A 15,688-nucleotide genomic window follows, 5' to 3' on the forward strand; every position below is an offset into this window, starting at 1 on the left:
TTGATCTTAGGCGCCCCGTCAAACACGCTGGCCGGAATTCGGCAGGGATTTGGGGGGTAAACCGGCAGGGATGCCGGTTTAGCCGCCCCGCGCCATGGATGGCGCGTGGCGGCGGCCCCCCAAATCACTGTCGGATTACGGGCACACCGAGCCTAGGCGAGGTGCCGAGTGTTGGGGCAAGAGCGCTTTGGTTACTTTCGCGCTTTTCGAAAGTGACCCGCCGTAAGGGCTGAACCATAAGCGGCCGTTACCCAAATAACGGATATGTACCCCACCCAAAAAAACTGCCCCCCGCATTCGCGCGCAATCCTACTTTTAGCTCAACCCTGAATCAGTTGAACCTGCGATAAAGCCTGCTCCACCACATTCTCCACCGTAAACCCAAACTTCTCCTGCAACTTCGCCAGCGGCGCCGACGCACCGAAGCTGTTCATCACCACTTTGGCGCCGGTCTGCCCCACATACCGGTCCCAACCCAATGGCCCAGCCTGTTCCACCACGACTCGCGCTTTCAGCGCTGGCGGCAACACGCTGTCGCGATAGGCCTGGTCCTGGTCTTCAAACAATTCCCAGCTGGGCATCGAAACGACGCGCGCAGCGATCCCTTCGCCTTTCAACTGTTCATACGCCGCCACGGCCAGGCTGACCTCGCTGCCGGTCGCCAGCAGAATCACTTTGGGCTCTTCGGCACTCGCCAGTACATAGGCCCCTTTGGCTGCCCCGGACGCCGCCGCATATTTCGTACGATCCAACGTCGGCAACGGCTGGCGCGACAACACCACACAGCTTGGCCGATGGGTTTGCGCCAAGGCGACCTTCCACAGTTCCAGGGTTTCGTTGGCATCGCCGGGCCGCAGCGTCAGCAACCCCGGTGTGGCGCGCAGTTGCGTGAGGTGTTCGATCGGCTGGTGCGTCGGCCCGTCTTCACCGACGCCAATCGAGTCATGGGTGAACACAAACACCACCGGCAACTCCATGATCGCCGCCAGGCGGATCGGTGGTTTCATATAGTCGCTGAACACCAGGAAGGTCGAGGTGTACGGCCGCAGGTAGGACAACGCCATGCCATTGGCAATCGCGCCCATGGCGTGTTCACGGATGCCGAAGTGCAGGTTGCGCCCGCTGTAGTCGTCGGCACTGAAACGCCCGGCGCCGTCGAAGGTGAGGTTGGTCTTGGTCGACGGTGACAGGTCTGCCGAGCCGCCGAGCAACCAGGGGATTTGTTGGGCAAACGCATTCAGTACTTCGCCACCGGCTGCGCGGCTGGCCACGCCCTTGGTATCGCTGCCGAAGTGCGGCAGATTGTCTTGCCAACGCTCGGGCATTTCCCCTGCGCGCATGCGGCGCAACTCGTCAGCCAGTTCCGGCTCGTACTGCTTTAGCTGCGACAGGTGCTGACTCCAGGTTTCGTATAACGCATGGCTGCGTTCCAACAGGGCATCACGCAAGAGGGTGCGCGCGTCGTCCGGCACCAGAAAACTTGAGTCCTGCGGCCAGCCATAAGCGGCCTTGGTCAGACGAATCTCATCATCACCCAATGGCTCGCCATGGGCGGCGGCGGTGTTGTGCTTGTGGGGCGAGCCGTAGCCGATCACGCTGTCGACCACGATCAGGGTCGGCGCTCCTGTGTTCGCCTTGAATGTCTCCAACGCTGTGCTCAGCGCCTGCAAGTCATTGGCGTCAGTCACGTGCAACGTGTGCCAGCCATAGGCCTGGAAGCGCTTGATCACGTCTTCGCTGAACGCCAACTCGGTGTGCCCTTCGATACTGATGGTGTTGTTGTCGTAGATCCAGCACAGGTTCGCAAGCTTCAAATGCCCGGCCATCGACGCGGCTTCGCTGCTGATGCCTTCCATCATGTCGCCGTCACCGCACAGGGTGTAGACGTTGTAGTCGAACAACACCTTGCCATCACGGTTGAAACGCTCGGCCAACCAGCGCTCGGCCATCGCCATGCCGACGCTGTTGGCGCAGCCCTGGCCGAGTGGCCCGGTGGTGGTTTCCACGCCAGTGGTCATGCGGTACTCGGGATGGCCCGGGGTTTTTGAATCGGCCTGCCGGAACTGCTTGATGTCGTCCAGGCTGATCGCCGGCTGGCCAGTGCGCTTGCCATGGGCGTCGATTTCCACCACACCCGCCAGGTGCAACAGCGAGTACAGCAACATCGACGCATGCCCCACCGACAACACAAAGCGGTCACGGTTGGGCCAGTCGGGATGCTCCGGGTGATAACGCAGGAAGCGACTCCACAGCGTGTAACCCACCGGCGCCAGGCCCATGGGCGTGCCCGGATGGCCAGAATTGGCCTTCTGCACGGCGTCCATGGCCAGGGTACGGATTGTGTTGATGCATTGGGTGTCGACAGCGGTGGCGGCATGAGTCATGAAACCGGTCTCCCTCGAATGGCTATCTAGAGTGGAGGGCAGGGCGCCGCAAAGGTTTGATCCAAACACCTGCGCCGCGACGAACGGGGCTGTATTGACCCCGGACATGACAAGACCCCTCGCAATGGTCTAGCTTCTAGGGCGTAAGCCATTGATCAACTTGCGGAGGTACGCCATGCCAGTGAAACACGACCTGTATCTGGATTTGGGAAAGAGCAAGGAAGAGGTTCACGAACGCAGGGCGAGCGACAAACGCCTGGACTCGCTGCTCACTCAATACGATGACGCTGACAAGGAGGTGCTGAAGGCAGAATCGGCAAGCGCCAGCGATGAGGATGTGGAGAAGCTGAAGAAGAAACGACTGTTGATCAAAGACGACATTGTGGCGAAGTTGGGGTAAGCCACCGTCCGCGTTCCTACAGGCGCGGACACATTTGTTCAGAATTGTCTGAAGGACAGGGCGGCTTTCACTGCCTATGATGCCCACCGCCCACCCGGCTCTGGGGACTGTTGCGGCGCAAGGATTGCGCCGGTGAGCCGGGTGGGCACTTCATTTCAGGCCAGCAGTGCCTGTGTGCACGCATCAATCGAGCGCTGCTGCGTCTCGCCATACAGTTTCAATTCATCAATCGTCCGACGGCCCAGCGCCTTTTCAAATTCGGCCTGGTTCGAGTTGGCTGCGTAGTGACTCTGCGCCGCATCCCCCAGGTTTGACTGGAAAATCCCCGCCGCACTCACCGGCAGAAAATCTTCATACACCAAAGGCTCCACATCGATGTGGCCCGCTGCGATCAATGCGTCCAGGGTTCGCGGTTGATCAGCCGAACCGCGCGCCGCCAGGCCCTGCTCGGTTGTGAAGTAGCGGAAGTAGGCCAAGCCCTGTTCACGCATCTGCGCGTGATCATCCGGGAAGGCCTGGAAGTGCCGTTCCATCAATTCGACATAACGCGTGGCGTTGCCCTCATTGGGGAAAGCGCCCAGTTCGTCGCGCGCGGCGTTCAGTAACTGGTCGTACAGCGCACGGCCTTTGGGCGTGAGCGCTACGCCGCGTTGTTCGATTTCACCAAAGCGTGCGCTGTGGCTGCCTTGGGCGTCGGTGAAGGCGATGGGTTCATCCAGGGCCTTGAAGCTGGTTTGGCGCAGCAGGATCGGGCAGCGGCGGCAAGGGGGGCCTTCGATCACGGCTTTTGGCGTGATGCCTTTGTCGGGCATGGCGGCCTGGACGTGGTCGATGTCCAGGGTGCGCGGGGTCAGGTGGTTGATGTGCGGGCCTTTGAAGGCGACCACGTCGGCGATCAGGCGGTGCTGGTCGCTCAGTTGCTGGTACTGCGCGCCGGTGACGGTGGCGGTGTGGTGCCAGCGGAAGGTTTCCAAGGCCTGGCGGACAAATTCATCGGCGTTCTCAGCGTTGAGGCCTCCCTCCTTTTCCGCCTGTTCGATCAGCGCCAGGGCGCCAGGGGTGAAGATCGAGCGCTTGGCCAGGGCGGTTTCGGCAAAGGCGCGCAGGTCGGGGTTTTCGATCAGTTCCAGGCGCAACAATGAGGTGAACACACGAAACGGGCTGGTTTGCAGCGCTTGTTCATGCACGGCGCGAAACGCGGTGGAGTGCACGGGCACGCCAGCCGGTGTCAGGTCGTAGTAGCCCACCGGTTGCATGCCCATCACTGCGAACAGGCGGCTGATGGTCGCCAGTTCTTCAGCCGTGCCAAGACGGATCGCGCCGTGGCGTTCCATGTCCAGGCGCTGGATTTCGCCAGTGCGTTGCAGCTGCTGCGCCAGCTGCGGCTGGGTGTCGAGCACGTGGGTATTGGTCTCGGCCACCAGCTCCATCAGCGCGCCATACAGGGGAACTTCATCTCGGTACATGTCGGACATGGCCTTGGAAAAGCCCTTGCGGATCTCGTCTGGGCTGACATGTGCGGTGCTAGGCATAGAAAAATTCCTGATGGCTATGACGATAGAGGTGGCCTGTGCCTGGATTTTGTTGAGCGCAAGTCGCGCTTGCAAACGAAGAATCCTCAGGACTTCATTCTGCAAATGAATGAGATGACGTGAATATGACAAAAACCAGCCCGTGAGAAATTTCATTTACGGGCGGTTTTCCTAACTAATTCTTCACGGAGTCCGCCCCGGTCGGCATGAAAGAATCGTCACGTTTGCAAGGATGAAAACGCCGTTATGCACACCAGACACATAAAAAAATGTTTAGGGGCTGTCGTTAATGAAAATTTCTACACTGGCGTTGTCGATCACCGCCGCCGTTCTTGCACAACAGGCATTCGCTGATGATTTCGGGCTCGGTTCGCTGGGCACGGGCAACGGTCACAGCGGTTTCCTTGAAGACAGTCACGCGGCCATCAGCTCGCGGACCATGTACTACAGCGCGGATAACCGCTCGGGGACCAACAACGACCTGCGCGAAACCGCAACCGCGCTGCGTTTTGACTACAAATCCGGCTTCACCCAAGGCACCGTCGGCCTGGGGTTTGACGTCATGGCCTTCGGCGCGCTGCGTCTGGACGGTGGCGATGGCCACACGGCGGGCGCGGGCCTGTCGGGCAACGGCAACAGCTTCTTTCCGACCAAGAACAACGGCACTGAACCTGCCGACTCCTTTGGGCGCGCGGCGGGCAACGTGAAGTTCCGCATTTCCCAGACCGAGTTGCATGTGGGGGGTGGCTTGGCGCCGGTCTTGCCGATCCTGGTGTCCAATGACAGCCGCGTGGCGCCGCAGACCTTTGACGGCGGCATCCTGACCTCCAACGACATCCCCAACGTCACCTTCACCGGCGGTGAACTGAACCGCGCTGAAGGCCGTGCCTCCAGCAACTCTACGGGCTTGAGCGTGGCCGGTGGGACTCGCGACAGTGACAGCTTCAAGTTCGGTGGGGTTGACTACAAGCCGTTTGGCTCTTCCGACAACGTCATCGCGAAAAACCTGACGTTGCAGTACTACTATGCCCAGTTGCAGGACTTCTACAAACAGAACTACTTCGGCTTGGTCCACGTATTGCCGCTGGGCAATGACCAGTCGTTCAAGACCGACCTGCGCTACTTCGACAGCAGCAGCGACGGCAAGAACGGCGAGAGTGGCTACCAGTTCAACAACAACGGCGGCTACGCCAAGCACGCCAACGAAGTGGACAACAAAACCTACAGTGCGGCCTTCACCTATCAGTTGGGCGGCAGCAGCTTGATGCTCGGCCACATTGGCGTGGGTGACGACGGCGGTTTTGTGTGGGTGAACCAGGGCAGCCTGGCCGATCCGCACGCACAAGGCGCTGGCGGCAGTGACTTCTACCTGTTCACCGACGCCGTGGTCGGCCAGTTCTCCCGCGCGGGCGAGCAGGTCAACTTTGGTCAGTACTCTTATGACTTCAAGGCCTACGTGCCGGGTCTGAAGGCGTCCGTGGCTTACCTGGATGGCCGGGACATCAAGTCGAAGGTAGCCGGTGGCCCTGACCAGAAAGAAAACGAAGCCGACTTCCGCCTGGACTACGTTGTGCAGGCCGGTCCTCTGAAAGGTTTTGGTACGACTTTCCGTACCGGCACCTATCACGGCAAGAACACCGGCACCGCCGACCAGGACCAGACCCGCCTGATCTTCAACTACACCTACGCGATCTTCTAAGTCTTCATGTGCACCCGGGCGTCATTGGGCTCTACACTGCCTCTCACTTGGTAGGCGATGGACGACCCGATGACGGCCACACCCGACAACCGAATACTTGCAACCCTCGAAGGCCAACGCCTGGCGCAGCCGGATGCCGAGTGCTGGCGCGAGTGGGGCCCTTATTTAAGTGAACGCCAATGGGGCACAGTGCGCGAGGACTACAGCGCCGATGGTGACGCCTGGACCTACTTCCCCCATGAACACGCACGCAGCCGCGCCTATCGCTGGGGCGAGGATGGTTTAGCCGGTTTCAGCGACAAGTCCCAACGCTGGTGCTTGGGCCTGGCCCTGTGGAACGAACGTGACGCGATCCTCAAGGAGCGCCTGTTTGGCCTCAACAACGCCGAAGGCAACCACGGTGAAGACGTCAAGGAATTGTACTTTTTCGTCGACGGCGTACCGAGCCATGCCTACATGCGCATGCTCTACAAATACCCCCACGCCGCCTTTCCCTACGCCGACCTGATCAGCGAAAACGCCCGGCGTGGCCTGGCAGATGCCGAGTACGAGATCCTCGATACCGGCGTGTTCGAAGACAACCGCTACTGCGATGTCAGCGTCGAATATGCCAAGCATCAGCCTGACGACATTTTCATGCGCGTCATCCTGCACAATCGTTCGGACCAGCCAACGCGTTTGCAGGTGTTGCCCCAGCTGTGGGCGCGCAATGACTGGAGCTGGACCTTCGACGCGCCCAAGCCACAGTTGACGCGGGACGGGGAGCAGGTGCTGGCGCGTCATCATGAGTTGGCGGATCGCCATCTCAATGCCTGGGGCCAGGACGGGGTGGAGTGGTTATTCTGCGAGAACGAAACCAATGTCCCCCGGTTGGATGGGCAGCCGGCACCGGGGCCGTTCAAGGATGGGATCAATGATTACGTGGTCGGCGGTGAGCAATCGGCGGTTCGCCGTGACTGCGGCACCAAAGTCGCCGCACGCTTCATCCTCGATCTGGCAGGCCTGGAAAGCAAAACCCTCTATTTGCGTTTTGCCCCGGTCGACGCACCGCCTGTCAACGCCCGCAAGCTGTTCGAACAACGCCGCCAGGAGGCCGATGACTTCTACGCCGCCTTGCAACACGGCATTGCCAATGAGGACGCGCGTAATGTGCAGCGTCAGGCCCTGGCCGGGCTGCTGTGGTCCAAGCAGCTCTACTATTTCGACGTGAACCAATGGCTCGACGGCGACCCGGCACAACCTGCGCCGCCGCCCGAGCGCCTGCATATCCGCAATACCCATTGGCGGCACCTGTCGAATTTCGACATCCTTTCCATGCCCGATACCTGGGAATACCCGTGGTATGCCTCGTGGGACCAAGGCTTCCAGGCAGTGGCCATTGCGCTGATCGATCCGGGCTATGCCAAGCAGCAACTGTTGCTGCTGGTGAAAGACCGCTTCATGCACCCCAACGGCCAGTTGCCGGCTTACGAATGGCGCTTCGACGACGCCAACCCGCCGGTGCATGCCTGGGCCAGTTGGCGGGTCTACCAGCAGGACAAGGCGCTGACTGGCGTAGGCGATATGGATTTCCTAGAGCGGATATTCCACAAGCTGCTGCTGAATTTCTCTTGGTGGGTCAATCGTAAGGACGCCGAAGGGCGCAACCTGTTCCAAGGCGGCTTCCTAGGGCTGGACAATATCGCCTTGTTCGACCGCTCGGCCGCGTTGCCACCGGGTTACCAGTTGGATCAGGCCGACGGCACGGCGTGGGTCGCGGCCTATGCGCTGGACTTGATGCGCATCGCGCTGGAACTGGCCAAGCGCAACGGGGTGTATGTCGACATCGCCGTAAAGTTCTTCGAGCACTTCCTGTATATCGCCGGCGCCATCAACCGCATCGATGACAGCGCGGAAGGCCTGTGGGACGAGCAGGACCTGTTCTTCTACGATGTGCTGCATCGCCCCGATGGCCAGAACGAACCGGTGCGCCTGCGTTCGATCGTCGGGCTAATGCCGCTGTTTGCCGTGCTGGTGCTGGAGCAGCGCGAGCATGAAGGCCTGGAAGGGTTGCGCGAGCGTTTGCTGGGCTTCATGAAGCACCGGCCCGACCTGGCCAAACTGGTCTCGCGCTGGAACGAGCCGGGGCAGGGCAATCGCCTGCTGCTGGCGCTTCTGCGCGGCGAACGCACCAAGGACCTGTTGCGGCGCATGTTGGATGACGAAGAGTTTTTGTCGGCCTTTGGCGTGCGCTCCCTGTCCAAGGCGTTTGCCGAACAACCGCTGGCGTTGAAAATGAACGGCAATTCCCTGAGTGCGAGTTACCAGCCCGGCGAATCCGACTCGCGGTTGTATGGCGGCAACTCCAACTGGCGCGGGCCGCTGTGGATGCCGGTGAACTACATGCTGATCGAATCGTTGCGGGAGTTTCACCGCTACTACGCGGACAACTTCTCGGTGGAGTATCCGACGGGCAGTGGTTACCTGTCCTCCTTGGAGGAAGTGGCTGACAGCCTCAGTCAGCGGCTGACCCGGTTGTTTCTTCGCGATGAAAATGGCCTGCGGCCGTCGATGGCGGGGTATGCGCAGTTGGAGGCGGACCCGGAGAGTCGATATCTGGTGTTGTTTCATGAGTATTTTCATGGGGACACCGGGCGCGGGTTGGGCGCGTCCCATCAGACCGGGTGGAGTGCGCTGGTGGCGTTGTTACTGCACTCAGGTGCTTAAGCCTCTTTGTAGTAAGGGAGCTTGTTGTGGCAAGCAGTCGCTGCCGCGTTCGTCAGGTCCTTTGTCGAACGGCAGAAAGAGAATGGCGGGGTGAAGCGAGGTCTGTTGGCCAGTGGCCAAAGCGCTGAACTACAGGCGACGCAGAAAGGATTTAACGATGTGTCGGGTGGCGTCGGTGGTGTCCAGATCATCCATGGCGCCATAGGGGTGCCACTGGCAGTCGATTATTTCATTGCAAGGTTTTGCATCGGCGATGTTCACCACCGACGCTTCGAACACGTGATGGACAGTGTCGCGGGCTTTCAACTCCTGCAAGTACAACAAGCCGTCCACATTCAATCCGGTTTCTTCTTCCAGCTCGCGCTCAGCCGCGCCAACCGGTCGCTCATTGCGTTCGACCTTGCCGCCCGGCAACGCCCATTTCGATCTGGCCTTGCGCACGAAGAGGATATGCCCCTCGTGTTCGCAAATGACCGTGGCCCGTATTTTCATCGTCTGTGCCCCCGCAGCGGGATGAGTGTCATAAAAGTGTAATGCAATTGTCATGCTAAGTGGTTATGGCGCTGACGTGTGGGGTTGTGGATACTGCCCGATTGATCAAAACGCATGAGGAGAGCAGATGAGCACCGTACGCTGGGGCATGATCGGCTGTGGCAGTGTCACTGAATTGAAGAGTGGACCCGCTTTCTACAAAGCGCCAGGTTCTGCGCTGGTGGCCGTGATGGGGCGTCGTGAAGAAGCGGTGCGCGATTATGCGACACGCCACGGCATTGCCCGCTTCTACACCGACGCTCAGGCCCTGATCAATGATCCCGAAGTGGATGCGGTGTATATCGCTACGCCACCCGACAGCCACCTCGAGTACAGCCTGATGGTGGCCGCCGCGGGCAAGCATTGCTGTGTCGAAAAGCCAATGGCGTTGAATGCCGAGCAAAGCGCATTGATGCAGCGCACCTTCGAGCGTGCCGGCCTGCATCTGTTTGTCTCGTATTACCGCCGCTCGCTGCCGCGTTTCCAGCAGGTGCGTCAGTGGCTGCAGGACGGGCGCATCGGCCAACTGCGCCACCTGACCTGGACCCTGTGCAAGCCACCAGGCGCCGACGATGCCAGTGCCGCCAATTGGCGCACCGACCCGCTCATCGCCGGTGGTGGTTACTTTGCCGACTTGGCCAGCCACGGGTTTGACCTGTTCCAGTACCTGGCCGGGGATATCGTCGAGGTCTCGGGGTTTACCGCACGACAGGCCGGGCGCTACGCCGCCGAGGATGCGGTGACTGCCTGCTGGACGTTCGCGTCCGGCGCGCTGGGCATGGGCTGCTGGAACTTTGTCGTCGACCGCCGCGAAGACAAGGTCGAGCTGATCGGCAGCAAGGGGCGTATTACCTTTGCCGTATTCGAAGACCAGCCGCTGCGCCTTGAAGGCGAGGTGGACGAAGTGCTGGAGGTGCCTTGCCACGCGCATATCCAGTGGCATCACGTGCTGGCCATGAATGCCCATGTTCGCGGGGAAGCCGAACACCCTTCCCAAGCGATCGAGGCGTTGAAGACCGATCGGATCCTCGACAAGGTGCTACAACGTAACCCCCATCATCCTGGATAGCTGCGATAGGGTTCTGTTTTTTCGAGGAATAGACGGATGAAGTACTGGATGATGGTGTGGCTGGTCATAGCCACCAGTGCAATGGCTGCGCCACGTGAGCAACGCCCGGCAGGGGATTTTGATTTTTATGTGTTGTCTCTGTCGTGGTCGCCCACGTTCTGCTTGACGCACCCGAACAACGAGCAATGCACAGGTAAAGGCTACGGCTTTGTATTGCACGGGTTATGGCCGCAGTACGCCCGTGGCGGGTGGCCGGCGTCGTGCGACCCGCAATCGCGGTTGTCGGCCGACGACATGGCCAAGGGCGCGCTGATGTTTCCCACACAGGCATTGCTCAAGCATGAGTGGGCCAAACACGGCACGTGCAGCGGCTTGGGGCCCACGCGTTACCTGGAAGCAACCGACGCAGCGCTGGCCACGGTGCAGATTCCGCAGCAACTGCAGCCGTTCAATGTGCCCAATTACCTTGCGGCACAGGACATCGAACGGCTGTTCCGCCAGAGCAACCCAGCCATGGGCGATCACAGTGTGGCGGTGATCTGCAAGGGCAAGGTGCTGTCCGAAGTGCGGGTGTGCTTGAGTAAGGAGCTGCGCTTTGCCGGCTGCCCCAAAAGTGTGAAGACCCAGTGTCGCGGCGGTGATATTCGCATTCCGGTTCAGCGCTGATCTGGCGTCTGTAGCGCGTGCAAGGCAATGGTCGCGGCGGCGTTGGCCTTTGACGCTCCGGCGCGATCGGCCAGGTAACGTGCTGGCGGCTGGCCCACCGCCTTGCGGAACATGGTGATGAAGCCGCTGGCGTTCTCATAGCCCAGGTCCAGGGCGACCCGCTGCACACTGTCGCCCCTGGCCAGGCGTTGCAGTGACAGGATCACATGCAACTGCCGGCGCCAACGCCCGAAACTCAGGCCAAATTCTTCCAGCAACAGGCGGGTCATGCTGCGCTCGCTCATGCCGATGCGCACGGCCCACTGGCCGAGGGTGGCCTTGTCGCTGGGGACGGCCAGCAGGCTGTCGGCCAGGCGCCGCAAGCGCGGGTCCTGAGGCATTGGCAGGTGCAGGTCCTCGATGGGCGCCTGGGCCAGTTCGTCCAGCAGCGTGCGGATCAGGCGGCCCTGCGCGCCGTCCTCTTCGTACAACGGCGGGAAGCTTACGGCCTTGCTGATCAGTTCATGCAACAGGCCGGACACCGACAGCGTGCAGCATTGCGGGGGCAGGGCGCCGGCGGCGTCCGGGTCGATCAACAGGCAATACACTTGCGCTTCGCCGGAGCCGCGTGCGGCGTGGGACATGCCGCCGGGAATCCACAGCGCGCACTGGGGCGGCACGATCCAGATGCCGGCCTCGATCTGACAATGAATCACCCCGCGCAGGGTGTACATCAACTGGCCCTTGCGATGGGAATGCGGGGCATGCTCCCAGCTCTCGGACGTGCTGGTGGCGCTCACGGCGATCACTGCACGCGGGAGCAGGTCGGCGTCCTTGACTCTGGAGGGGTCACGTTGATCGAGACGGTGGCGTTGCATGGCGGCTTCAAGCTTGGCTGAATTGCGAAACATTCTGGCTATTCTGTGCAATGCCGTCTAGTGGGGTGGTCGTTATAGTGAGATACATTCTCAACAAGGAGATTTGCCATGCGACTCGACAGCTCAACATTCCCAGTGGTGAAAATCGTCTTCGACGCGCCCAACGAGGGCGGGCCGGAGGATGCCTTCCTGGTCTTCGAAAGCCTGCTGGCCCGTCAGCAACCCTTCCTGTTGCTGCACGAGAAGTCCGTGGATGAGAACAACCACGAACACTCTCATGAGGAGCGCAAGCAAGCGTCAATCTGGATGAAGAAAAACAAGCAGGCGTTGCGTACCTACGTCAAAGGCATGATCCAGGTCGAGCCCAGCCCCGCACAACGCCTGGCACTCAAGCCGTTTGCCGTGATGTTCGGCAAGGCCTGGGGCTACCCGCTGCTGGTGGTGGAGTCCAAGGATCGCGCCTGGGCGCTGGCGCGGGATGTGCTGGACGAGCAGGTGTCGGATGTGGCGCATTTCTAAGCAGCGCTACAGACCTCTTGTGGGAGCAGGCAAGCCAGCTCCCACAGTTCGATCGGTGGCGAGACTCAATCCACGCAAATCGCTCGGCCGAGCTTGCCTTTTTCCACCGTCGCCGAGCAGCCGAAGTGGCTGTTATCTACCTGGCACGCGCCTGTCACCGGGCCATTGCCAGTTTGGGTGGTGACACTGGTCTGGCACTCGCCATCACACTGACTAGAGTCGGTACACGCCTTGCCTGCGTCCTTGTACGGCGTGATGCACTTCCAGCTCTGCAACTTGCCGACTTGCTTCATGGTGCCGCCGCCGGCCAGGCACGTCGACGCAGCGGAGTCTTGGGCGGGTGGCGTGGTGGGCGCGGTCGTGGTGCAAGCCGATACCAACAGCAGGGCGGCCAGGCCGATCATCAATTTCATGCAAAAAGTCCTCGTGGAATAAGCGCAACGGTGCAGTGTACGGGCATTTGGACTACTTTGATTGTCGAGCGATCCCTATCCGGTACCTGCCATGCGCACGTTATGGAAACGCTATATGGCGTTGTTGGAAAACGATCTGAGCACGCAGATCTTCGACAACGTGAAAAACCTGCTGGTGTGTGCACTGTTGTTTGCAGCGGGGACCAATACGTTGCTAGGGCAGCGTGACTTGTTTATCGGGGTGTTCGCCTCCAGCGTGGCTGGCTGGGGCCTGATCATCCTGTCGACGCTGCTCATGCTCCTGAATATCAGCGACGGTATTCGCCGGCTCGCCAAGCTGCGCTATCACCTGGCGCTACAGGTATTGTTGATCCTGGTGTACCTGGTGATCGCCGAACGGGTGGTCGAGATTGTGTGGGGCTTTCGGGCGCATTGAAGTATCCTCCGCGACCCGTTTACCAGCGATTCAAACCCAGATGACAGGACAAGACATGCAGGCGATGCTCTCGTCGATCCTCGACGAAGTGCGCCCCCTGATCGGCCTCGGCAAAGTTGCCGACTACATCCCCGCACTGGCCGATGTGTCGGCCAACCAACTGGGGATCGCCGTGTACGGCAACGATGGCACGGCCTACTGCGCCGGTGACGCCGATACGCTGTTCTCGGTGCAGAGCATTTCCAAGGTGTTCAGCCTGGTGCAGGCCATCGACCACGGCGGCGAAACCATCTGGGAACGTCTGGGGCATGAGCCTTCCGGGCAGCCGTTCAACTCCATGGTGCAGCTTGAATTTGAACGCGGCCGCCCGCGTAACCCGTTCATCAATGCCGGCGCGCTGGTGATCTGCGACATCAACCAATCGCGATTCGCCGTGCCGATCTTGTCGATGCGCGATTTCGTCCGGCGCCTGTCCGGCAACCCGCAGATCCTGGTCAACAGCATCGTCGCGGAATCCGAGGCGCAACACGGTGCGCGCAACGCGGCCATGGCGTATCTGATGAAGTCGTTCGGTAACTTCCACAACGATGTGGATGCGGTGTTGCATAGTTACTTCAACTACTGCGCGTTGCAGATGAGCTGCCTGGATCTGGCGCGGGCGTTCAGCTTCCTGGCCAACGAAGGCGTGAGCGCTCACAGCGGCGAGCAGATCCTCACCGCGCGCCAGACCAAACAAGTCAACTCGATCATGGCCACCAGCGGGCTGTATGACGAGGCGGGCAATTTTGCCTATCGCGTCGGATTGCCCGGCAAGAGCGGGGTAGGGGGCGGGATCGTCGCGGTGGTGCCGGGGCAGTTTACGGTGTGCGTGTGGTCGCCAGAGTTGAACGCGGCGGGGAACTCGCTGGCGGGAATGAAAGCGTTGGAGTTGTTGAGTGAGCGGATTGGGTGGTCGGTGTTTTGAGAGCGGGGAATTTGTGGCAGTTGCCCTGAATTCCCCAGGTCATCAGGCTTTGCGTGGTTTTACGAACAGATCGAGCATCAAAAACAAGGCGCCGGCCGTAATAGCGATATCAGCAATATTGAACACGCCGGTATGTGTCGGCCCTACATTCAACACCATGTAATCGACGACATGCCCGTCACGAAAGACGCGGTCGATCAGGTTGGCGATACCGCCCAACGCAATTGCGTACAGCGGCAAGACTTTACGCAGCGGTTGGTTCCAATTGGAGAGCGACCACCCCATCGCCCAAGCCACCACGACCGCCACACCCAAGATAAAGATCAGCTGTTTGACCTGCGCCGGTAGTGCAGCGCCCAGGCTGAGGAAGGCGCCTGGGTTCAGGCTCAGTTCCAGCGCGAGGTTGATTGGGCTGGCGCCGAATTTGAAGCTGTTGGCCTGCAGTGAAACCAAGGCCAGTAGTTTGACGAGTTGGTCTATGGCAATGAAGGCGATGCCTGCGAAGAGGGCAAAGGTGCGGCTTCGCAGTAGGGACGACGTGCTCAAGCGGTCACTTCCTGTTCCGGGTCGATCGATAAGGCGTCCGAAGATAGCTCAGGCGCCTTATGTCGTCTACGTTCAGGCGGTTGGATGAGCGTCATCCAATGCCTTGTTCACTAAAAGTTGCACACCTTCCAGCAGACGGCAGATGCCCAGCGCCCTCGCCACAGGGGGCTCAGGGGCAATTAAGTGTCTGTGTTCCGCCCCTTGGACCGTCTCTTCGGCACCGGCAAAATCATGCTGGTCTCTCCCTGATACTGCCGATATCTATCACCAAACAACACCACCAGGTCCCTCTCTTCAAAGTAAGCACCGATAAAGAGATAGACCGTCAGGCCCGTCGAGAACAGTAAATGCCCGACCGTCATGTCATTCGTAGCCCAGAAGGCAATCAGGAACCCCAGGTACAGCGGGTGACGAACGAGCTTGTACAACAGTGGGGTCCTGAACACGGGCGCGTGTTGCGTTGTGTCGCGCCAGCGGTCAATTGCTTGCTTGAGTCCGAACAGTTCGAAATGGCTGATCAACAGCGTCGCCAGTAAGACAATGGCCCATCCCATCCAGAACAGCCCCGTTATCAAGACACTGGCCCAAGGTGTTTCGACACGCCATACCGGGAAGTTGATGGGGTACCACAGCCAGAACATCACCCCCAGTACCAGACTGCTGAGCAACACATAGGTGGAACGTTCAGCCACCGTCGGAATGAGTGCGGTCAGCCGGCTCTTGAAGCTTTTACGCGCCATCAGACTGTGCTGGAGGCCAAACAGGATAACCAGCAAGCCATCGACTAATGCTGCCAGTGGCCAGTCGATGAGTGGCCCATCGTTGATGTTCTTGGGCACCGCGATGCTACCCACGAAGCCAATCAGGTAAAGGAATGTGATCAGGAAAACCAAGTAGCAACCGAGGCTGTACACCAGCCCGACCACGCGTGTCGGCAGGTTGTAGGCGTTTTTTTGCGGGTTCATG

Annotated in this window: 15 protein-coding genes; 8 read left to right on the forward strand and 7 right to left on the reverse strand. The window is 60.2% G+C overall.

The genetic code is table 11. From position 1 onward, the window contains the following. Positions 1-320: 320 nt before the first annotated feature. Positions 321-2,384, reverse strand: coding sequence for a transketolase (gene tkt / locus EJ576_RS23850; protein ID WP_126571283.1), 2,064 nt, complete (start codon positions 2,382-2,384; stop codon positions 321-323). 175 nt (positions 2,385-2,559) lie between these two features. Between tkt and EJ576_RS23860 the strand changes: the two genes are divergently transcribed. After that, positions 2,560-2,784: a DUF465 domain-containing protein gene (locus tag EJ576_RS23860; protein ID WP_038843444.1), complete on the forward strand. Its 225-nt coding sequence runs from the start codon at positions 2,560-2,562 to the stop codon at positions 2,782-2,784. Between the two features lie 155 nt (positions 2,785-2,939). Here EJ576_RS23860 and EJ576_RS23865 read toward each other — a convergent pair whose 3' ends face one another. Next, positions 2,940-4,316, reverse strand: coding sequence for a VOC family protein (locus tag EJ576_RS23865; protein WP_126571284.1), 1,377 nt, complete (start codon positions 4,314-4,316; stop codon positions 2,940-2,942). Positions 4,317-4,605: 289 nt separating this feature from the next. Here EJ576_RS23865 and EJ576_RS23870 point away from each other — a divergent pair, with 289 nt between their 5' ends. Further along, on the forward strand, positions 4,606-6,015 hold the full coding sequence (locus tag EJ576_RS23870) for an OprD family outer membrane porin (protein WP_028616577.1): 1,410 nt from the start codon (positions 4,606-4,608) through the stop codon (positions 6,013-6,015). A 69-nt stretch (positions 6,016-6,084) separates the two neighbouring features. Further along, positions 6,085-8,721, forward strand: coding sequence for a glucosidase (locus EJ576_RS23875; RefSeq protein WP_126571285.1), 2,637 nt, complete (start codon positions 6,085-6,087; stop codon positions 8,719-8,721). Between the two features lie 129 nt (positions 8,722-8,850). Here EJ576_RS23875 and EJ576_RS23885 read toward each other — a convergent pair whose 3' ends face one another. Beyond that, positions 8,851-9,213 (reverse strand): NUDIX hydrolase, encoded by a 363-nt coding sequence (locus tag EJ576_RS23885; RefSeq protein WP_095016581.1) that lies wholly within the window; start codon positions 9,211-9,213, stop codon positions 8,851-8,853. Positions 9,214-9,340: 127 nt separating this feature from the next. Here EJ576_RS23885 and EJ576_RS23890 point away from each other — a divergent pair, with 127 nt between their 5' ends. Together EJ576_RS23890 and EJ576_RS23895 are read left to right on the forward strand one after the other, a co-directional pair. Next, positions 9,341-10,321, forward strand: coding sequence for a Gfo/Idh/MocA family protein (locus tag EJ576_RS23890; protein ID WP_126571286.1), 981 nt, complete (start codon positions 9,341-9,343; stop codon positions 10,319-10,321). A 36-nt stretch (positions 10,322-10,357) separates the two neighbouring features. After that, positions 10,358-10,987, forward strand: a complete 630-nt coding sequence (locus EJ576_RS23895) for a ribonuclease T2 (protein WP_122728362.1) — start codon at positions 10,358-10,360, stop codon at positions 10,985-10,987. On the opposite strand, the gene EJ576_RS23900 is transcribed toward EJ576_RS23895, so the two are convergent. Continuing rightward, complete coding sequence (locus EJ576_RS23900; protein ID WP_126571339.1) at positions 10,978-11,844, reverse strand: helix-turn-helix domain-containing protein; 867 nt, start codon at positions 11,842-11,844, stop codon at positions 10,978-10,980. The two genes, EJ576_RS23895 and EJ576_RS23900, sit on opposite strands and share 10 nt — an antisense overlap. A 108-nt stretch (positions 11,845-11,952) precedes the next feature. Between EJ576_RS23900 and EJ576_RS23905 the strand changes: the two genes are divergently transcribed. Further along, entirely contained in the window at positions 11,953-12,363 is a 411-nt protein-coding gene (locus tag EJ576_RS23905) for a hypothetical protein (RefSeq protein ID WP_028616560.1), read from the forward strand. Positions 12,364-12,428: 65 nt separating this feature from the next. On the opposite strand, the gene EJ576_RS23910 is transcribed toward EJ576_RS23905, so the two are convergent. Further along, a complete protein-coding gene (locus tag EJ576_RS23910) occupies positions 12,429-12,776 on the reverse strand; it encodes a hypothetical protein (RefSeq protein WP_028616559.1) in 348 nt (115 codons plus the stop codon). Between the two features lie 91 nt (positions 12,777-12,867). Between EJ576_RS23910 and EJ576_RS23915 the strand changes: the two genes are divergently transcribed. Together EJ576_RS23915 and glsB are read left to right on the forward strand one after the other, a co-directional pair. Further along, on the forward strand, positions 12,868-13,212 hold the full coding sequence (locus EJ576_RS23915; protein ID WP_025856147.1) for a hypothetical protein: 345 nt from the start codon (positions 12,868-12,870) through the stop codon (positions 13,210-13,212). Positions 13,213-13,267: 55 nt separating this feature from the next. Next, positions 13,268-14,176, forward strand: a complete 909-nt coding sequence (gene glsB, locus EJ576_RS23920; protein ID WP_126571287.1) for a glutaminase B — start codon at positions 13,268-13,270, stop codon at positions 14,174-14,176. A gap of 42 nt (positions 14,177-14,218) precedes the next feature. Here the strand turns inward: glsB and EJ576_RS23925 are convergent, their stop codons facing one another. After that, on the reverse strand, positions 14,219-14,722 hold the full coding sequence (locus tag EJ576_RS23925; RefSeq protein ID WP_123476819.1) for a signal peptidase II: 504 nt from the start codon (positions 14,720-14,722) through the stop codon (positions 14,219-14,221). A gap of 179 nt (positions 14,723-14,901) precedes the next feature. Continuing rightward, entirely contained in the window at positions 14,902-15,687 is a 786-nt protein-coding gene (gene mddA / locus EJ576_RS23930; RefSeq protein WP_126571288.1) for a methanethiol S-methyltransferase, read from the reverse strand. Between the last annotated feature and the right edge of the window lies 1 nt (position 15,688).

Origin of the sequence: Pseudomonas sp. C 49-2, assembly GCF_003970195.1 — a bacterium.
GTDB lineage: Bacteria > Pseudomonadota > Gammaproteobacteria > Pseudomonadales > Pseudomonadaceae > Aquipseudomonas > Aquipseudomonas canadensis.